Annotated in this window: 16 protein-coding genes; 2 read left to right on the forward strand and 14 right to left on the reverse strand. The window is 65.3% G+C overall.

Annotation, left to right across the window (positions count from 1 at the left end; translation table 11 throughout):
* Window positions 1–2: 2 nt before the first annotated feature.
* The 6 genes from DRW48_RS08645 to DRW48_RS08670 all read right to left on the reverse strand — a co-directional run bounded on the left by DRW48_RS08645 (window position 3) and on the right by DRW48_RS08670 (window position 5,111).
* On the reverse strand, window positions 3–1,766 hold the full coding sequence (locus DRW48_RS08645) for an ABC-three component system protein (protein WP_114076051.1): 1,764 nt from the start codon (window positions 1,764–1,766) through the stop codon (window positions 3–5).
* Window positions 1,763–2,008 carry an ABC-three component system middle component 6 gene (locus DRW48_RS08650; protein WP_114076052.1) on the reverse strand — a complete coding sequence of 82 codons (246 nt, stop codon included), beginning with the start codon at window positions 2,006–2,008 and terminating at the stop codon, window positions 1,763–1,765. The genes DRW48_RS08645 and DRW48_RS08650 overlap by 4 nt, the downstream gene beginning before the upstream one ends.
* Window positions 2,005–2,919: an ABC-three component system protein gene (locus DRW48_RS08655; protein ID WP_114076053.1), complete on the reverse strand. Its 915-nt coding sequence runs from the start codon at window positions 2,917–2,919 to the stop codon at window positions 2,005–2,007. The genes DRW48_RS08650 and DRW48_RS08655 overlap by 4 nt, the downstream gene beginning before the upstream one ends.
* Window positions 2,912–3,292 (reverse strand): XRE family transcriptional regulator, encoded by a 381-nt coding sequence (locus tag DRW48_RS08660; protein ID WP_114076054.1) that lies wholly within the window; start codon window positions 3,290–3,292, stop codon window positions 2,912–2,914. Before DRW48_RS08660 ends, DRW48_RS08655 begins: the two co-directional genes overlap by 8 nt.
* A 111-nt stretch (window positions 3,293–3,403) precedes the next feature.
* Window positions 3,404–3,706, reverse strand: coding sequence for a helix-turn-helix domain-containing protein (locus tag DRW48_RS08665; RefSeq protein WP_114076055.1), 303 nt, complete (start codon window positions 3,704–3,706; stop codon window positions 3,404–3,406).
* A complete protein-coding gene (locus DRW48_RS08670; RefSeq protein WP_114076056.1) occupies window positions 3,699–5,111 on the reverse strand; it encodes a tyrosine-type recombinase/integrase in 1,413 nt (470 codons plus the stop codon). The genes DRW48_RS08665 and DRW48_RS08670 overlap by 8 nt, the downstream gene beginning before the upstream one ends.
* 349 nt (window positions 5,112–5,460) lie before the next feature.
* On the opposite strand from DRW48_RS08670, the gene DRW48_RS08675 reads away from it, so the two are divergent.
* Together DRW48_RS08675 and DRW48_RS08680 are read left to right on the forward strand one after the other, a co-directional pair.
* Window positions 5,461–7,257: an ABC transporter transmembrane domain-containing protein gene (locus DRW48_RS08675; protein ID WP_114076057.1), complete on the forward strand. Its 1,797-nt coding sequence runs from the start codon at window positions 5,461–5,463 to the stop codon at window positions 7,255–7,257.
* 141 nt (window positions 7,258–7,398) lie between these two features.
* Window positions 7,399–9,282 carry an acyl-CoA synthetase gene (locus DRW48_RS08680; protein WP_241963216.1) on the forward strand — a complete coding sequence of 628 codons (1,884 nt, stop codon included), beginning with the start codon at window positions 7,399–7,401 and terminating at the stop codon, window positions 9,280–9,282.
* Window positions 9,283–9,344: 62 nt separating this feature from the next.
* On the opposite strand, the gene DRW48_RS08685 is transcribed toward DRW48_RS08680, so the two are convergent.
* From DRW48_RS08685 to DRW48_RS08720, 8 genes are all read right to left on the reverse strand, one after another.
* Window positions 9,345–9,968, reverse strand: coding sequence for a DsbA family protein (locus tag DRW48_RS08685; protein WP_114077458.1), 624 nt, complete (start codon window positions 9,966–9,968; stop codon window positions 9,345–9,347).
* 147 nt (window positions 9,969–10,115) lie between these two features.
* On the reverse strand, window positions 10,116–10,544 hold the full coding sequence (locus DRW48_RS08690) for a hypothetical protein (protein WP_114076059.1): 429 nt from the start codon (window positions 10,542–10,544) through the stop codon (window positions 10,116–10,118).
* A gap of 111 nt (window positions 10,545–10,655) precedes the next feature.
* The gene (gene ettA, locus DRW48_RS08695) at window positions 10,656–12,311 is read right to left on the reverse strand and encodes an energy-dependent translational throttle protein EttA (RefSeq protein WP_114076060.1); all 1,656 of its coding nucleotides are present in this window, start codon (window positions 12,309–12,311) and stop codon (window positions 10,656–10,658) included.
* Window positions 12,312–12,389: 78 nt separating this feature from the next.
* Entirely contained in the window at window positions 12,390–12,839 is a 450-nt protein-coding gene (locus tag DRW48_RS08700; protein ID WP_114076061.1) for an RbsD/FucU family protein, read from the reverse strand.
* A gap of 181 nt (window positions 12,840–13,020) precedes the next feature.
* Entirely contained in the window at window positions 13,021–14,100 is a 1,080-nt protein-coding gene (locus DRW48_RS08705) for a BMP family ABC transporter substrate-binding protein (protein ID WP_114076062.1), read from the reverse strand.
* Window positions 14,101–14,132: 32 nt separating this feature from the next.
* Window positions 14,133–15,008: an ABC transporter permease gene (locus tag DRW48_RS08710; RefSeq protein WP_114076063.1), complete on the reverse strand. Its 876-nt coding sequence runs from the start codon at window positions 15,006–15,008 to the stop codon at window positions 14,133–14,135.
* A complete protein-coding gene (locus DRW48_RS08715; protein WP_114077459.1) occupies window positions 15,005–16,081 on the reverse strand; it encodes an ABC transporter permease in 1,077 nt (358 codons plus the stop codon). The genes DRW48_RS08710 and DRW48_RS08715 overlap by 4 nt, the downstream gene beginning before the upstream one ends.
* An 84-nt stretch (window positions 16,082–16,165) precedes the next feature.
* Window positions 16,166–17,719 (reverse strand): ABC transporter ATP-binding protein, encoded by a 1,554-nt coding sequence (locus DRW48_RS08720; RefSeq protein ID WP_114077460.1) that lies wholly within the window; start codon window positions 17,717–17,719, stop codon window positions 16,166–16,168.
* Window positions 17,720–17,745 lie beyond the last annotated feature (26 nt).

Raw genomic sequence — 17,745 nt, forward strand, 5'->3', positions numbered from 1 at the left:
GGCTACTCAAACCGCAGGCCGAATAGCCCCCCAGTGTCGGTCGCGTCGGTCAGCTTCGTGTCCATGACATGGGAGCGGATATTGAACCCGGCCTTGAACCCTTCACGCGGCAGCGCGTCAGAGTTCATTGTGACAATGTACTGAAACCCGGCAGCCTCAGCCCGTTCGGCGCCGAGTTGCAACGCCTTAGCAACCTGCCTTTCGTCCACCCCATCGAATAGATGGCTGTCATGGACCAGAAAGCCGGGACCGCGCCCATTCTTAAGGCTAATCTCGGTCAACATGAGATCGAAGCAGAATATCTGCATATTGGTAATGCCCTTGCTTCGTTGTCCATCGATATGGACCTCGAATTGGGGGCCGCTTCCGGTCTCGCCAATCGTTAGGCTGCCAGCCTTTTCGTAAAGGGACTCCGAGAGCGACTCGAAAATGAGGATAGCCTCGCGGATGATGTCGGTCCGCTCGTGAATATCGTCGCGTAGCGCCTTGGTCAGGTTGGCCCGTTCGATGTCGAGTTCAGCCTTGGTGCTTTCGATCCGTTCAGCGGTATCGAGCCGCTGGCGAAGTCCCTCGACCTCAGCCTCGGCCCGGCCGGCTTCTTCGCGCAGCGATGTATAATGTTCGAGTGCTCCACCGGAGCGCAGCACACCCATTATCTGACGACGCCGACGGTCGCGCTCGGCTGTGCGCTGATCGCGTTCAGCGATGCGGGCCTCTGCCGAGGTGATCTCGGCGGTCAAGTGCGCGCGCCGGTTCTCGATGATAGTTCGGTGGAAGCGCTCCACCTCGTCGAAACGCCGCCGCACCATGTCGGGGAGGACGACGCCGGCCTCCGCATAGAGTTTCGTAACGTCGCCCAAGTCGGGCGCATCCTCATCAACCAGCGACGCGCGAAGCTGTTGCAGGAGATCGCCGTCGATCACATTCTCGACGTTCATCCCGTCAATTTCGCGCGTAATTTCGTTCGCCTCACGCTCCAGAGCTTTGTATTCAGGCACTACCTCAAACGTTTCAAGCTGCTGGCGAAGCCGCACGGCACGAGCCTCCGCGACAGTCAGCTTCGTTCTGAGATCGGCCGCTTTGCCGAAGAAGCGGCCAAGATCGCCGCTGCGGGCTGCCTTACGCAGTTCCTGAGCGACCTTCTCCTGCGCGCGCAGTTCCTGAAAGCGGCCGGGAATACTCCAGTCGAGGCCAAGCAGATAGCAGATCGAGACCTGCTGATCCCACGGCTGCTGCATTCCCGAATGTTGCATTGGCTGCTGAAAGCCGCCGCTGTTCTGACGACGGACGAAATAGGAGAAGAGCGAGCGGAACGACGGCTGGAAACGCTCGGCTTCGTCGCCCGCCGAAATGGGCAGGTCGAACCAAAGCTGACCGAGGTTGGCTTTCCAGTTCTCATTCGATAACTCGAACAGGCCGGCGCGCGTGTCGAACTGCGGCGGGATCGGCCAGTTCTCGACGGCGCCATTGACAAAGACCCGGCTCGGCTTGGCGCCGCTACGGGCCGCCGAGATGGTTTCTTGCGCAATGTCGACGGAGACGTCGAAGGTCCATGCCGTCAGCGCATCAGAACGGAATATGCTATCCTTGCGCGCGTCGGCGCCAAACAAGAAATGGACCAGCTCGATGAAACTGGTCTTGCCCGCACCATTCCTCGACTGGCGATCGTTGGCGCCTTCGCTCTTGTCGGCCAGCAGGATGTTCAAACCCGGCTTGAAGGTCAGTGTCTTGAAAGACGCGAGGTCGCTGCCGAAACGGCGGATCATGGTTGAACCCTCCGCACCAGGCCGCGATCGAAGTCAACGGCACCAATCGTGAAGAGCAGGTCGAGCGAGAGAATGAACCACTGATAGTCAATGGGAGCATTGGGCGCATGAAGCGAACGGCGTCCGCGCATCTCGTCCCACAGCCGCGACATCGTCATCGGTCGCTTTAGAATATCGAGAACCTCTGCGCCAACGCCAATGAGCGCGCGATCGGGACGGACATGCTTTGTCGGGAGGATCATGATGCCTCCACAGAAATGATGGTCGGATCTTCGAAGATGTCGCAGCTATCGAAAAAATAAGCGAGGACTGCCAGCGCCGCTCCCTGACGCTTCGGCTCGCCATTGAAGCCGGCATAATCCTGAAGGTGCTTGAAAATCGTGTCGGCCGGAAGATCGAGAGCTTTCAGCTCGGCATATCGCAGTCGGAAAGCCTCGGCGATGCGCTCGCCGAGATCGGGACGGGGAATTTTCTGGAAGAATGTATCAACGAGCGCCGACTTCCGTCGACCAATGCGCAGAAACAGGCCCGATTCCTCGGATAGTGCGTTTTTTTCCAGCTTTTCCGGCGACGGCGGCGTCAGTGGCGGATCGCTTGGATTGGGCTCCTGCCGCTGGAGCGCCTCGATGATCGGCACCAGATCAGACATGACGAGGCGATCCACGATCGCTATCGAAGCCGCAGGACCGAAGAGGGCCTGAAGCGCGGCCAGATCGAGCATCATGGTAAGATCCAGCAACTCCGGCTCGGACCAAGTGGTAATGAGCAGCGGCGCATGAGCCTGACGAAGGCCGTCAATATGCTGAACCGCGTTCGGCGGGAGTCCGCGCCCGTCGTTATGGACGAAGACCCACTCCAGCATGTTGCCGTTCCAATGGGCACGGGCACCGTGAAAGTCTTCATCGACTTTGGCGATGAGGTCGGCTTCCTTCATGGCATCGGGGGCGTAGCACTGGAAAACCGAGCCGGAGCTGATCCGGCGGCCATCGCATTTCAGGTCCCCATAGGGACCGTAGGGGCGGACCTCCTCGAAATCAGCACCGAGGGCATGGCCTGCGAGAAGCACGAACCAATCCTGAAAGGCGGTGCCTTTTTTGGTGTGAAACGCCAAACGGAAACGATCAACGTAGATGGACCGCTGCAACTCATCCATGGCGCCGCCTTGGCGTCGGATCGTCGCTCTTCTTCCGCACCGATGCGGCTCTGACAGGTACAAGATCGCCAAGATGATGAATCCGCAGCACCGGCCGCTTGGGTAGCTTGACAGTCAGCTCCAATTCGCCGCCGACGGCTTCCACATAATTGCGCAAAGTCGAGAGGTGCATGTCACTCTGCTTCTCGATCTTGGAGACGGACGGCTGCGTAATATTCAAAGCGGATGCGATATCCGCCTGCGCTTTGCCTGCGATCTGACGAAGTTCGCGCAAACCCTCGACCTCTTGTGTCATATCCTGCTGACGCGCATCTATGACGGCCTGCTGGTCGTGAGGAAGGAGAGCATCGATATGGTCGGTGCTTCTACCCATCTTGCTGTCCTTCCTTGATACGTGTTGGCATGGTGACGTTGCTGCCAAACGACAGATCAGCCAATGCCGTGATTCCTTCGACAATAGATCTGCGTTTGTATAGCTTTAAGGCTATGTCCGGTCAACGGAAAGGGCGTGTGGCCCGTCCGGCGAGGCTACCGTAGATCGGCGACAGCTCGCGGCCCAGGCGTCGAGATCATCGACGGCATAGCGGACCCACTTGCCGAACTTGTGGTAGGCAGGTCCGCCGCCGAGCGAGCGGTAGCATTCGAGCGTGTGGGCCGACAGCGCGAGGTATCGCGCTGCGGCTTCGGTATCGACGAAGCGGATCGGGCCGGCGTCGTCGACAAATTGGGCGCGGCGCAGGATGTCGGGTGTCGGCCAGCGGCGTTGGGCCTTGGCTTCCTCACGCATGATCGGCCTCCTGCGCTTCAACTCGCTTGCTGCCGGGCGGCAGGGTCCGGTTCTCACCGCTGCGGTGGCGGAAGGGCCGGTAGTTTCCGACGCGCGTGCGCGAGGCGTATTTGCCGTCCTCAAACCCGAGCGGCTTGCCGTCCGAGCCGGGGATCGCGGGTGCAGACTCCACGACCGGCGCGACGGGCGGCGGCTCCATAGCGGGAGGCGGCGGCGCGGGCGGCTGGTGCTCCACGCCGATCACGTTCATCCGGCGCCGTGTCACGGCTTCCGCCGCCGCCCGGACAGGCTCGTCCTCGGTGTGGACGTAACGCATGAACATCGTCACCGTCTTGTGGGCGGTGAGCGCCATGCCGACCTTCACCGGCACGCCGGAGTTGGCGATATCGGTGGCGGAGCGATGCCGGATGCCATGGGTGCCGACATGAGGAAGGCCCGACCGCTCCAGAATGCGCTTCCAGCCTTGGTAGTAGGTGTAGGCCGACATCGGCTTTTCCGGGTCAAAGATCGAAGGGCAGACATAAGGCGAATCCACCATCAGCGGCGCGTTCTCGAAAAGGCGCTGGGCCTCGGCGCTCATCGGCTTCGACATCCCGCCCGTCTTGCTGTCCGGCCAGACGACGCGGCGGTTGTCGAAATCGACCCAGGCCCATTCGAGTTCGGTGATCTCCGACATGCGTGCGGCAAACTCGAACTGAAGCCGGATGGCCAGAACAATGAACGGGTGTTCCAGTCCTTCCGCCTCGGCACGGTCAAGATATTCGAAGAGTTTGCGCATTTCCCCATCGGTGATGAGGCGGGTCTTGCCGCGTTCGGGGTATTTCGGGACATGGCGGCAGGGATTGGAGCCATCAGGCCGCAATCCCCAGACCTCGGCCACGTTGAACATTTTCCGGCACATCGCCAGAACGCGGTTCGCGCTGGTGGGGGACTTCGCCATCTTCTTCATGAGATCGGCAATGTCGGCGCGCGTAACATCCGGCACCTTCAATTGCCCGAGCTTCGGAATGAGGTGGCGCTTGCCCCGTTCCCGATTGGACTGGACGGTCGAGGGCTTATTGCGACCCTCAGAATAATCGGTGATGAAACGATCGAAGAGTTCTTTGACCGTCGGCGCCTGACGGGTCGCCGTCCGCTCGGCGCTGGGATCGCCGCCACGCCGGACCTCGGCGAGCCAGTCCTGCGCGACCCCACGCGCCTGTTCGACGGTGATCTCGCCGTAGCGGCCAATGGCGGGCTTTCGGCGCTGACCGCTGTTCGTGACATAGGCGATCATGAAAGTTTTCCGACCAGCGGGCGTGACCTTCACGAGAAAGCCGGGTATCGTCGTATCGCGGAGTTCGTAGTCGCGTTCTTGCGGGGTTGCGGCGTCAACAGCCGTCTTGGTGAGCTTGATTTTGGCCATTCCTAACCTCCTTTGAGGCCGGATTTCAGGTGCAAAATAGGAGCACCTGGAAATCCAGCCATGGCGTGTGCCCGGTTAGGTATGGATGTGTTGATAGCCGAAAAAAGCTAGTGCCTACAGACGGTTATCGGGAAATCGGATACCCCCGGATAGACAAAGGATAGGCCATCTGGGCTCGCTTAAAATCCCTGGGGCCTGAGGCCCGTGCGGGTTCGAGTCCCGCGGCCCGCACCAACCATCCCGTCCTGCGCACAGCGACACCGCGGCGCGTTGCCGAGGCGGGGCGGCATGCTTAGTCTGTCCGCCGATCCGGGCACATCCCGGCCGGCCGGAAGAAAAGTGAGACGCGATGGCCCGCAGAACGACCCCTGTGGGTGACCGCCCCACCACCCGGCGCATTGGCGCCCTTGGCGCGCTGTGGCCCTTCCTGCGACCCTACCGCGGCCTCCTCGCGGCGGCGATGCTGGCCCTGGCGCTGACATCGGCCATCAGCCTCATCCTGCCTCTGGCGGTGCGCCGCGTCGTCGACGGCTTTTCGCAGGGCGCGGGTCTGCTGGACGAATATTTCGGCGCGGCGATCGGCATCATCGCCTTGCTCGCGCTCGCGACCGGCCTTCGCTACTACCTTGTCACCCGCCTTGGCGAGCGGGTGGTGGCCGATATCCGCAAGGCCGTGTTCGACCGCGTGATCGGCATGTCGCCCGCGTTTTTCGAGCGCGTGATGACCGGCGAGATCATCAGCCGCATCACCACCGACACGACGCTGATCCTTTCGGTCATCGGTTCGTCTGTCTCGCTGGCGCTGCGCAACATGCTGGTGTTCGCGGGCGGCATGGTGATGCTGATGATCACCTCGCCCAAGCTGACGGGCCTTGTCCTGCTGATCGTGCCCATCGTGCTGGTACCGATCATCGTCCTTGGCCGGCGTCTGCGCGGGCTGTCGCGGCAGAACCAGGACTGGATCGCGTCCTCGTCCGGCGCCGCGTCGGAAAGCCTGCTGGCTGCGCAGACAGTGCAGGCCTTTACCCATGAGGGCGCCAGCCGGGCCAACTTTGCCGAAGTGACCGAGGCCAGCTTTGCCGCCGCGCGCCGCCGCATCGCCACCCGCGCCGTGATGACCGTGCTTGTCATCTTCCTGATATTCGCGGGCGTCGCTGGCGTGCTGTGGATCGGCGCACGCGACGTCCGCCTGGGCGACATGACGGTCGGCGGGCTCGTCCAGTTCGTGATCTACGCCATTATGGTTGCCAGCAGCGTCGGCGCACTGTCCGAGTTGTGGGGCGAGTTGCAGCGGGCCGCGGGCGCGACAGAGCGGTTGGGCGAGTTGCTGGCGACCCGTGACACCATCGCCGATCCCGCCAACCCTGTGGCTCTGCCGCGCCCGGTCGCCGGGCGCATTGCGCTGCGGAACGTCAGCCTCAGCTATCCCTCGCGACCGGGGGCGCAGGCGCTGGAGGATGTCAGCCTCGATATTGCCGCCGGCGAGACGGTCGCCCTGGTCGGCCCCTCGGGGGCGGGCAAGACCACCGTGGTGCAGATGATCCTGCGCTTCTGGGATCCCGATCAGGGCCGTGTCACCATCGATGGCATCGATCTGCGCGACATGGCACGCGACGATTTCCGCCGCGCCATCGCCTTGGTGCCGCAAGAGCCGGCGATCTTTGCCACCAGCGCGCGGGAGAATATCCGCTTTGGCCGCCTCGATGCCACCGACGCCGAGGTCGAGGCCGCCGCGCGCGCGGCCTATGCCCATGACTTCATCGCCGATCTGCCCCAGGGCTATGACAGCCCGCTGGGCGAGCGGGGGGTGATGCTGTCCGGCGGCCAGCGCCAGCGCATCGCCATTGCCCGCGCCATGTTGCGCGACGCGCCGATCCTGCTTCTTGACGAGGCGACCAGCGCGCTCGATTCCGAGAGCGAACGGCAGGTCTCGGGCGCGGTCGACCGCCTCGCGGCCGGGCGCACGACGGTGATTGTCGCCCATCGGCTGGCAACGGTCAAAAAGGCCGACCGTATCGTCGTGATGGACGGCGGGCGGATCGTGGCTCAGGGCACCCATGCGCAACTGGTGGCCGAGGGCGGCCTCTATGCCCGCCTGGCGCGGCTGCAGTTCACCGACGGGCCAGTGCAGACGGCTGCTGAGTAGGGGCCAAGGGGGCCGCGCCACGCCCCCGCCGACGCTGCGTCCAGCTTGCCTCCGGCGTCCTTTCGCTTGCCCCACCAACTGCTTTCAGCCCATCTTGCCGCCCACAAATTGCCAAAAACCGGGGGGGACATGGCCAGCAGCATGAATACGCTCGCCGAGCGTAATGCGATCGAGGCGCAGGGCGATTATGCGGACCGCGATCTACCGGTGACGCTGTTTGCCTACCTGACCCGCATCCGCGATCGCGTGCCGGACCGGCCCGCGATCAGCTTTCAGCTGCTGTCCGGCCCGCGCACACGCGCCTGCACCCTGACCTGGGACGAATATCACCAGCGCGTCACCGAATGCGCCAACCTGCTGCGCGGTCTCGGGATCGGGCCAACCGACACCGTCGCCTATCTTCTGCCGAACTGCCTTGAGGCGGCGGTGGTGCTGGTCGCCGGCGCGACCGCCGGCATCGTCAACCCGATCAACCCGCTGCTGGAGCCAGAGCAGATCGGCGCCATCCTGCGCGAGACCAACGCCAAGGTGCTGGTCACCCTGCGCCCGTTCCCCAAGTCGGACCTGGCGCAAAAGGCGGCCGCCGCCGTCGCCATGGCGCCCGATGTGCACACTGTCCTGCAGGTCGATCTTGGCGTTTACCTCGGCGGGCTGAAGCGTGTTGCCGCCGGTCTGATGCGGCCTCGCGTCAAGACCCGCCACCACGCGAAGGTCATGGACTTCGAGGCCGAGGCGTCCTCGCGCAAGCATACTCGCCTGAACTTTGACGACCCGCAGCACGATCGCATCGCCGCCTATTTCCACACGGGCGGGACCACTGGCATGCCCAAGGTCGCGCAGCATCGCTATTCGGGGATGATCTACAACGGCTGGCTCGGCTCGGAGTTGCTGTTCACCGAGGAAGACGTCCTGCTGTGCCCGCTGCCCCTGTTTCACGTCTTTGCCGCCTATCCGGTGCTGATGTCCTGCATCGGCTCGGGCGCGCACATGGTCATGCCGACGCCGGCGGGCTATCGCGGCGACGGCGTTCTCGACAACTTCTGGAAGCTGGTCGAGCGGTGGCAGGCGACTTTCCTGATCGCGGTGCCCACCGCCATCGCGGCGCTGATGCAGCGCCCGGTCGATGCCGACGTCAGCAGCCTGCGTACCGCCATCTCGGGCAGCGCGCCCCTGCCGATCGAGCTTTACAACCGCTTCAAGCAAGCGACCGGGGTTGAGATTGCCGAGGGCTATGGCCTGACGGAATGCACCTGCCTCGTCAGCTGCAATCCCATCGACGGCAAGAAAAAGGTCGGCTCGGTCGGTATTCCCTTTCCCTACACCGAGGTCCGCATCCTGCGCCGCGCCGATGGCAAGCTGCAGGAATGCGCGGTGGACGAGATTGGCGAGATCTGCGTGTCGAACCCCGGCGTCTTTGAGGGCTCGACCTATACCGAGGTTGACCGCAACCGCGACCTGTTCGCCGAGGGGCGCTTCCTGCGCACCGGCGATCTTGGGCGGCTCGACGCGGATGGCTATCTGTGGATCACCGGCCGGGCCAAGGACCTGATCATCCGCGGCGGACACAACCTCGACCCGGGTATCATCGAGGAGGCACTGATGTCGCATCCGGCCGTGGCGGTCGCCGGCGCCATCGGCCAGCCAGACGCCTTCGCCGGAGAGTTGCCTTGCGCCTATGTCGAGTTGGTCGCCGGCATGACTGCCACCCCGGACGAACTGCTGACCCATTGCCGCCAGCGCATCACCGAGCGCGCGGCGGTGCCCAAGCATATCGAAATCCTGCCCGAACTGCCCAAAACGGCGGTGGGCAAAGTGTTCAAGCCGCAGCTGCGCGCCCTCGCGACGGCGCGCGTTCTGGATGTTGCGCTCGCCCCCCTCGGCGCTTCGGTTGGCGCGGTGGACGACGACAAGACGCGCGGCATGCTCGCCCATGTCCGCCGCAAGGCCGGCGCTGACGAGGCAGCGATCCGGCAGAAGCTGGGCGAGTTCTCCGTCGCCTGGGAGTGGGAGCAGGGCGGGGACTAAGGCTGTAGGGGCCGGCCGGCGTTTGGCCGCCCTACCGTTCGCGCGTGATCGGCGGGTGGGCCTTAACTCGCGAGCGTCTTGCGGCCGCGGGCGACAAGAGCTTGCAGGTCGGCGAGGCTGTTCTCGCCGAACACCGCCTCATCGCCGCAGATCAGGGTCGGGGTGCCGACAAGCCCCATATGGTCTGCAAGTTCGATCGACCGGTCGATCTGCGCGCTGACCGCCTCGCCCTGCATGTCCTTTTCCAGCCGGGGTATATCCAGCCCGACCTTGCGCGCAACGCGCAGGACGCTGGCCTGTTCGGCCCGGCCCGACATGCTCAGCAGCCCGCTGTGCATCTGCCAGTACTTGCCCTGCTGTAGCGAGGCGAGCGCGGCGCGGGCGGCAAATTCCGAACCTTCCCCAAACACCGGCCATTCATGCAGCACCACCCGCAGCTTCGGATCGGCGCCGATCAGCTTTTGCATCGTCAGCAGCATCTTGCGGCAGAAGGGGCAGTTGTAGTCGAAAAACTCGGTCAGGGTGATGTCGCCGTCGGGATTGCCGAGGACCGGCGCGCCGGGATCGCGCTCCAGCGCCTTGCGCAGTTCCTCGGGCATGGCATTGGCCCGCTGGGCGGCCGCCGGCAAGGCAGCCGCGCCGCTCGCAGCGGCGATCAGGGCGAGAGCGTGGCGGCGGGTCGGCATGGCGTTTCCTTTCGGGCCGGCTTTCGGGCGAAGGACGGGACATTCGGCCGGCGGATAGCCCAAGCCATAATCCCCCGCGACCCGACGAGGAAATCACGATCCGCTCACGAAAAACCAGTGCGCGAAGAGGCCACCCGGCACCGGAGGTCAGCGGCGACAAAGCCGGGTCTGGGGGTCCAGCGCGACATATTGCTTGGCGCTGATGCGGACCATGTTAAGCGATTGGCGCCACTCGCTGTCCCATTTGCGCTTGATACCGCCGCGATAGGTGGCGGCCATGATCTGATCAACGATGGGCGGAATGAAGTTCGTCCCCTCGATACGCGGCGCGTGAAAGCCGACCGTGGCGTTTGGGGCGAGGCAGGCGTTGCGCATCGTGATCAGCATCGTGCAGGCCGAGCGGCAATAGCCCCGGATCTCGACCGGGCGGCCGCTGCGCTCCAATTGGGCCCGGCGTTGCAGCATGGCGAGGACGTTGCCCCCGCGGTCGTTGTTGATGACGATCGGCCCACGCGCGGGCTTGGCCTGCACCGGCAGCGCGAGGCAGAGGGCGAGCAGGAGGGTGGGCAGGCGCATGTTTCGATCCCTTTTCCGGCAGCCCGCCAGATTGACCGCCGTGTCAGATCAAGGGATTATGCCGCCCTGCGCCGGTCATGAACAGGCGCAGGGATCTCTCAACCAGTCACATCACCGCGTGAATTTCTTGTACTTCACCCGCTTCGGCTCGATCGAGTCCGGACCCAGGCGGCGCACCTTGTCGGCCTCGTAGGCCTCGAAGTTGCCCTCGAACCACTCGACATGCGCATCGCCCTCAAAGGCCAGGATATGCGTGCACAGACGGTCGAGGAAGAAGCGGTCGTGGCTGATGATCACGGCGCAGCCGGCGAAATCCTCCAGCGCGGCTTCCAGCGCCTGCAGGGTCTCGACGTCCAGATCGTTGGTCGGCTCGTCCAGCAGCAGGACGTTGCCGCCCTCTTTCAGCAGTTTGGCCATGTGGACGCGGTTGCGCTCGCCCCCCGACAGCAGGCCGACCTTTTTCTGCTGGTCGGTGCCCTTGAAGTTGAAGGCGCCGCAATAGGCGCGGCTGGCGATGGTCGCATCGCCGAGCTGGATCAACTCGGCGCCGCCAGAGATTTCCTCCCATACGGTGGCCTCGGGGTTCAGCGCGTCGCGGGACTGGTCGACATAGGACAGCTGCACCGTCTCGCCGAGGGTAATGGTGCCTTCGTCGGGGGCCTCGCCGCCGGTGATCATCCGGAACAGGGTCGACTTGCCGGCGCCGTTCGGGCCGATGACGCCGATGATTGCCCCCGGCGGGACGGTCAGCGACAGGTCCTCGATCAGCAGCTTGTCGCCCATCGCCTTTTTCAGACCGGCGATCTCGATCACCTTGCCGCCCAGGCGCTCGCCGTTGGGGATGACGATCTGCGCGTTGCTGATCTTCTCGCGCTCGGACTTGCCGGCCATTTCGTTATAGGCGTTGATCCGGGCCTTCTGCTTGGCCTGACGGGCCTTGGCGCCCGCGCGGATCCAGTTAAGCTCGCGCTCAAGCTGCTTTTGCTTGGCCTTGTCCTCGCGCGCCTCTTGGGCTGCGCGCTTGGCCTTCTGCTCCAGCCAGGCGGAATAGTTGCCCTCGTAGGGGATGCCGCGGCCGCGATCCAACTCGAGGATCCACGAGGTGATGTCGTCGAGGAAATAGCGGTCGTGCGTCACCGTCAGGATGGTGCCGGGATATTCGATCAGGTGCTTTTGCAGCCAGGCGATGGTCTCGGCGTCGAGGTGGTTGGTCGGCTCGTCCAGCAGCAGCATGTCCGGCGCCTCGAGCAGCAGCTTGCACAGCGCGACGCGGCGGCGCTCGCCGCCCGAGAGGCTCTCGACATCGGCATCGTCGGGCGGGCAGCGCAGGGCCTCCATCGCGACGTCAACCTGGGAATCGAGGTCCCACAGGTTCTGGGCGTCGATTTCGTCCTGCAAGGCCGCCATCTCGTCGGCGGTCTCGTCCGAATAGTTCATCGCCAGCTCATTGTAACGGTCCAGCTTGGCCTGCTTGGCCTTGACGCCTTCCATGACGTTGCCCCGGACGTTCAGTGCCGGGTCCAACTGCGGCTCCTGCGGCAAGTAGCCCACGGTCGCGCCCTTGGCGGCCCAGGCCTCCCCGGAAAAATCCTTGTCGGTGCCGGCCATGATCCGCAGCAGCGAGGACTTGCCCGCCCCGTTCACGCCGACGACGCCGATCTTGACCCCCGGCAGGAAGTTCAGGTGGATGTTCTCGAAGACTTTCTTGCCGCCGGCATAGGCCTTCGAGACGCCATCCATGTGGTAGACATACTGATACGAGGCCATCGCGAAGCTCCTGATCCCTAGGTTTGGCGGCTATGTAGGGGTTTGCAGGGCAAAGCGAAAGCGGTCAGCCGCATTGTCCTAGGCGTCGGGGCCGATCACGCCCTTGCGCAGGGTGATGCAACCGTAAAAACGGCGTTCGCCGGTCTGAATCACGGCATAGGCGCCGCGCGCGACGTCGTAGAAGGCGAAGCGCTCGATGCCGATCATGGGGCGGTGGCGGCCTTCGTGGCGGTCGATGACGGCCTGCACCTGTTCCTGCACCCGGGGGATCTCGTCCGGCTGGTCAACGACCTGCATACGGCCTGCGAAATCATCGACAAACGTGTCCAGGGGCAGGACCGACAGCACCGCATCGGCCGCCTCGGGCAGGGTGCAGTCCATGCGCAGCAGGCTGCCGTGGACCGTCGATTGCGCCACCTGATCGGAGGGGAAATTCGCGTCGGCCAGCACCAGAAGGTCGCCATGGCCCATGGCGCGCAGCACGTACAGCACCTCGGCATTCAGGCGCGGATCGATTCCCTTCAGCATGTTGCGTTCCCTTGCTGGCGTGCTCCGGCTCAGGACTAGCCGCGTGCGACGCGGCTGTCATCATCGGCGATTGCACCGCCGGACAGGGGCGGCCCAAAAGGGATTGCGCCATCAGCGCGGACATTCAGCCAAGCAAAAGGGCGGACCTTTCGGCCCGCCCCTTGTCTCGCGAAATCCCCGATCAGCTCGGCAGCTGCGCGGTGATTCCCTCGACAAAGAAGTTCATGCCCGACAGTTCTTCGTCGGTCGCCTTCTGGCCATCGGCAAGCCAGTCGCTGCCGTCCTGCTTTTTCAGCGGGCCGGTGAAGGGGTGCAGCTCGCCCTTGGCAAGGGCGTCCTTGACCGCCTCGGCCTTGGCTTTCACGTCCGCCGGAACGGCATCGGTGATCTCGCCGATCTCGACCTCGCCGTCGCCGATGCCCAGCCAGACACCCTCGGATTTCCACGTGCCATCCAGCACGGCCCCGACGCGGCGGGTATAATAGGGCGTCCAGTTATCGATGATCGAGCTGATGCGCGGCTTGGGCTTGAAGTTGGCCATGTCGCTGGCCTGGCCAAAGCCGTAGACCCCGGCCTCCTGCGCCTTGGCGAGGGGGGCGGTGGAATCGGTGTGTTGCATGAACACGTCCACGCCCTCGGCGATCAGGGCGGCGGCGGCGTCGGCCTCCTTGGCGGGGTCGAACCAGCTGCTGACCCAGACGACCTTCATCTCGACCGACGGGTTCACCTTGCGCGCCGCGAGGAAGGCGCTGTTGATGCCCTGCACGACCTCGGGGATCGGGAAGCTGCCGATATAGCCGATCTTGTTCGACTTGGTCATCAGACCGGCGATGGTGCCGATCACCGCGCGGCCCTCGTAGAAGCGGGCGTCATAGGTCGAGACGTTGTCGGCGCGCTTGTAGCCGGTCGCGTGCTCGAACTTCACGTCGGGGAATTTCTTGGCGACGTTGATGACCGCGTCCATGAAGCCGAAGCTGGTCGCGAAGATCAGCTTGTTGCCGGCCAGCGCCAGCTGGGTCAGCGCGCGCTCGGCATCGGCGCCCTCGGGGACGCTTTCGATGTAGGTGGTCTTGATCTTGTCGCCATAGGTCTTTTCGATAGCCTGCCGGGCGAGGTCGTGCTGGTAACTCCAGCCGCCATCTCCGACCGGACCGACATAGATGAAGCCGACCTTCAGCGGCTCGATGGCCTGTGCCCGGACGGGCAGGGCGGCAAGGGTGGCGAGGCCGGCGGCCGAGGCGAGGAGGGTTCTGCGATCCATCAAAGGGCTCCCTGTCGTGATGCTTGTTGGTGTCAGCGGGTGGCGTGAAAGGTCTGGCCCAGCGATCCGGGGGCCGATCCGGCGCCGCTGCGGGAAAACTTTGCGCGGGCCGATATCAGCACGAGGGCGAGGATCGTGGCAAGATAAGGCGAGGCGGCCAGCAGTTGCGTCGGTACGGCGAACCCGGCGGCCTGGGCGCGCAGGTGCAGCACGGTGACGCCGCCGAAGAGCCAGGCCCCGGCCAGAACGCCCCAGGGCGACCAGCCGGCAAAGACGACGATGGCGACCGCGATCCAGCCGGCGCCGGCGGTCATGCCCTCGGTCCACTGCAGCACGCGGGCGATCGAGATATAGGCCCCGCCGACGCCAGCCATCGCGCCGCCAAAGGCGATGGCAGCCAGCCGCAGCGCGCGCACCGGATAGCCGAGACCATGGGCGGCCTCGTGGTTTTCGCCGACCGCGCGCAGCACGAGGCCAGATCGGCTGCGGTTAAGCCACCACCACAGCAGCGGCACCATCGCGAGGCCAGCCCAGATGACCCAGTCAAACCTCACCGGGGGCGCCTTGACCCCCTCGTAGGGGCGGCCGAACATCGCCGTCAGGCCAAGGCCGAACAGCGTCAGCGCGAGGCCGGTCGCGACCTGGTTGGTCAGCAGCCCCAGCGTCAGCACCGCAAAGATCAGGGACAGGGCCGCGCCCGCCAGGGCTGCTGCGACAAAGCCGACCGTCGGGCTGCCGGTGGCGTGGGCGGCGGCAAACCCGGCCAGCGCGCCGGTGATCATCATGCCTTCGACGCCAAGGTTCAGCACACCCGCACGCTCGACCACCATCTCGCCCAGTGCAGCGAACAGGATGGGGGTCGCGGCCGCGATGAGCAGAGCCAGCAGGGCCATCGGATCGGTGATCATGCGTGCGGCCTCCAGCGGATGCGAAACCGGGTCAGCAGGTCGAACCCCAGCAGAAAGAACAGCAGCATGCCCTGGAACACCTGCACGCTGGCGGCCGGCAGGTTCAGCGACATCTGCGCCAGCTCGCCGCCGATATAGGTGAGCGCGAGCAGGAGGCCTGCCAGCAGAATGCCAATGGGATGCAGCCGGCCGAGGAACGCGACGATGATGGCCGTAAAGCCGTAACCAGTGCCGAAGCTGTCGGTGATCTGGCCGGCGGGTCCGGCGACCTCGAAGAGGCCGGCCATCCCGGCGAGGGCGCCCGACAGGCCAAGGCACAGCGCGACCAGCCGGCCCGGCATCACCCCGGCAAACCGCGCCGCGCGCGGTGCCTCGCCGGCGACGCGGATGTGAAAGCCGATCAGGCTGCGCGACATCAGCACCCAGATTGCCAGCACGGCGATCAGCGCCGCGATCACGCCCCAGTGCAGCCCGGTGCCGGAGATCAGTTCGGGGTTCGACGCTGAGGGGTATTGCTGCAGGTTGCGCGAGCCGGGAAAGCCGAAGCCCTCGGGGTTTTTCATCGGCCCAAATGCCATCCAGGCAGCGATTTTCTTGGCCACATAGACCAGCATCAGCGAGACGAGGATCTCGGACGCACCGAACCAGTTGCGCAGCAGGGCAGGGATCATGCCCCAGGCCCAGCCGCCGACAGCGCCCGCCAGAACCATCGCCGGAAATATCCACCATGCCTCGGTCGGATAGGCGGCCAGCGCGACGGCCGCGCCGCAGATCGCGCCGATGATGTACTGCCCCTCGGCGCCGATGTTCCAGATACCCGCGCGAAAGCCGACGGCGAGGCCGCAGGCGATAAGGATCAGCGGCCCCGCCTTGACCAGCAGCTGGGGGCGCGAATAGCCCGATGCCGGGCCGAACAGCGGGTCCCAGAAGATCGTGCGAATCGCGGCAACCGGGTCGAACCCCATCAGCGCGAACAGGATGCCACCGGCGATCATCGTCGCCAGCACCGCTATGATGGGCGTTGCCACCTGCCACAGCACCGAAGGCACGGCGCGCGGCTCGAGGCGGAACATGACGGGCCGGGTTGCTGTCGAAACGCTCATGATGCCGCGCATGCAGCAGGACCGACGGTTTGGGCAACAGGGAAACGCATGGCGTCAGGCGACATTCGCCACCTCCATGCCATGCGCGCCGCCCAGCATCAGGCCGATCCGCTCCAGCGTCAGGCCCTCGGTCTCGACCGCCGGGCTGAGGCGGCCGGCGTTCAGCGCCGCAAAGCGATCCGACAACTCCAGCAGCTCGTCCAGGTCCTGGCTGATGACGATGATCCCGGCGCCGCCTCGGGCGAGGTCCAGCAGCGCTTGCCGGATTGACGCGGCAGCGCCTGCATCGACGCCCCATGTCGGCTGGTTCACAACCAGGACCGTGGGCCGGCCCAGCACCTCGCGGCCGATGACGAATTTCTGCAGGTTGCCGCCCGACAGCGCGCGGGCTGCCGTGCGTGGGCCCGGCGTGCGCACGTCGAAACTGGCGATCACCCGCTCGGCATAGGCGGTGGCGGCGGCGCGATCGACCATTCCGTTCCGCGCCAGCTTTTGGCGGGTAGCGCCAGTCAACAAGGTGTTGTCTGCAAGGCTCATCCCCGGCACGGCCGCGTGGCCGAGGCGGTCTTCGGGCGCGGCGAGCAGCCCGGCGGAGCGGCGCGCCTCGGGGCCTGCGGCTGACAGGTCATGGCCCGATAGCACGACGGTTCCGCGCGGGCTGCGTATCTCGCCCGACAGGGCCGAGAGCAACTCCTGCTGGCCGTTGCCGGCAACGCCGCCGATGCCCAGCACCTCGCCCGCATGCAGGCTCAGCTCGATCTCGCGAAGCGTCGTCCCCTCTGCCGAGGGCGCGGGCGCGCTGAGGCCGGTGACGTTCAGGACCGCCGGGCCCCGGCTGCGGCCACTGCGGTCCACCGCGCGCAGCGTGCCGCCGACCATCAGCGAGGCCAGCTTGGCCGCCGTTGCCTCGCGCGGATCGACGCTGGCAACAACGCGCCCCTGGCGCAGGATCGTCGCGCGGTCGCAATGGGCGCGGATCTCCTCCAGCTTGTGGCTGATATAGAGGATCGCAGTTCCATGCGCGGCCAGTTGGCGCAGGGTGGCGAACAGGATCTCGCCCTCCTGCGGGGTCAGCACGCTGGTCGGCTCGTCCATGATCAGCAGGCGCGGGTTCTGCAGCAGGCAGCGGATGATCTCGACCCGCTGGCGCTCGCCCGCGGAAAGGTGGGCGATGCGCCGGCGCGGGTTCAGCGGCAGGCCGTAAGCGGCGCTGACCTCGGCGATGCGGGCGGCCAGCGCGCCGCGCGGCGGCGGCGATTCCATCCCCAGGGCGACATTTTCCGCGACCGTCATGGCGTCGAACAGCGAGAAGTGCTGGAATACCATCGCGACCCCGGCGGACCGGGCGGCACGCGGATCGGCCGGGGCATAGGGCGCCCCACCCAGCCACATCGCGCCGGCATCCGGCCGCACAAGGCCGTAGATCGTCTTGACCAGCGTCGATTTGCCGGCGCCGTTCTCGCCCAGCAGGGCGTGAATCTCGCCGGGGCGAACCGAAAAGCCGATATCGTCATTGGCCCGCACGCCGGGATAGGTCTTGCTCAGGCCCTCGGCCCGGAACACGGCTTCTGTCACGCGGATTGCCCCCTGCTTCCCGTGCGGCGACATTAGCCCGGCCAGCGGCTTTGCGTCCA

Source organism: Paracoccus suum, from assembly GCF_003324675.1.
Classification (GTDB): Bacteria; Pseudomonadota; Alphaproteobacteria; order Rhodobacterales; family Rhodobacteraceae; genus Paracoccus; species Paracoccus suum.

Excerpts from the sequence above, each read along its gene's own strand:
- DRW48_RS08660 (WP_114076054.1), bottom strand. The coding sequence starts at position 3,292 with ATGGGTAGAAGCACCGACCATATCGATGCTCTCCTTCCTCACGACCAG.
- DRW48_RS08655 (WP_114076053.1), bottom strand. The coding sequence starts at position 2,919 with ATGGATGAGTTGCAGCGGTCCATCTACGTTGATCGTTTCCGTTTGGCG.
- DRW48_RS08720 (WP_114077460.1), bottom strand. The coding sequence starts at position 17,719 with ATGTCGCCGCACGGGAAGCAGGGGGCAATCCGCGTGACAGAAGCCGTG.
- DRW48_RS08715 (WP_114077459.1), bottom strand. The coding sequence starts at position 16,081 with ATGTTCCGCCTCGAGCCGCGCGCCGTGCCTTCGGTGCTGTGGCAGGTG.
- DRW48_RS08650 (WP_114076052.1), bottom strand. The coding sequence starts at position 2,008 with ATGATCCTCCCGACAAAGCATGTCCGTCCCGATCGCGCGCTCATTGGC.
- DRW48_RS08685 (WP_114077458.1), bottom strand. The coding sequence starts at position 9,968 with ATGCCGACCCGCCGCCACGCTCTCGCCCTGATCGCCGCTGCGAGCGGC.
- DRW48_RS08645 (WP_114076051.1), bottom strand. The coding sequence starts at position 1,766 with ATGATCCGCCGTTTCGGCAGCGACCTCGCGTCTTTCAAGACACTGACC.
- DRW48_RS08710 (WP_114076063.1), bottom strand. The coding sequence starts at position 15,008 with ATGATCACCGATCCGATGGCCCTGCTGGCTCTGCTCATCGCGGCCGCG.
- DRW48_RS08690 (WP_114076059.1), bottom strand. The coding sequence starts at position 10,544 with ATGCGCCTGCCCACCCTCCTGCTCGCCCTCTGCCTCGCGCTGCCGGTG.
- ettA (WP_114076060.1), bottom strand. The coding sequence starts at position 12,311 with ATGGCCTCGTATCAGTATGTCTACCACATGGATGGCGTCTCGAAGGCC.
- DRW48_RS08675 (WP_114076057.1), top strand. The coding sequence starts at position 5,461 with ATGGCCCGCAGAACGACCCCTGTGGGTGACCGCCCCACCACCCGGCGC.
- DRW48_RS08705 (WP_114076062.1), bottom strand. The coding sequence starts at position 14,100 with ATGGATCGCAGAACCCTCCTCGCCTCGGCCGCCGGCCTCGCCACCCTT.
- DRW48_RS08700 (WP_114076061.1), bottom strand. The coding sequence starts at position 12,839 with ATGCTGAAGGGAATCGATCCGCGCCTGAATGCCGAGGTGCTGTACGTG.
- DRW48_RS08665 (WP_114076055.1), bottom strand. The coding sequence starts at position 3,706 with ATGCGTGAGGAAGCCAAGGCCCAACGCCGCTGGCCGACACCCGACATC.
- DRW48_RS08680 (WP_241963216.1), top strand. The coding sequence starts at position 7,399 with ATGAATACGCTCGCCGAGCGTAATGCGATCGAGGCGCAGGGCGATTAT.
- DRW48_RS08670 (WP_114076056.1), bottom strand. The coding sequence starts at position 5,111 with ATGGCCAAAATCAAGCTCACCAAGACGGCTGTTGACGCCGCAACCCCG.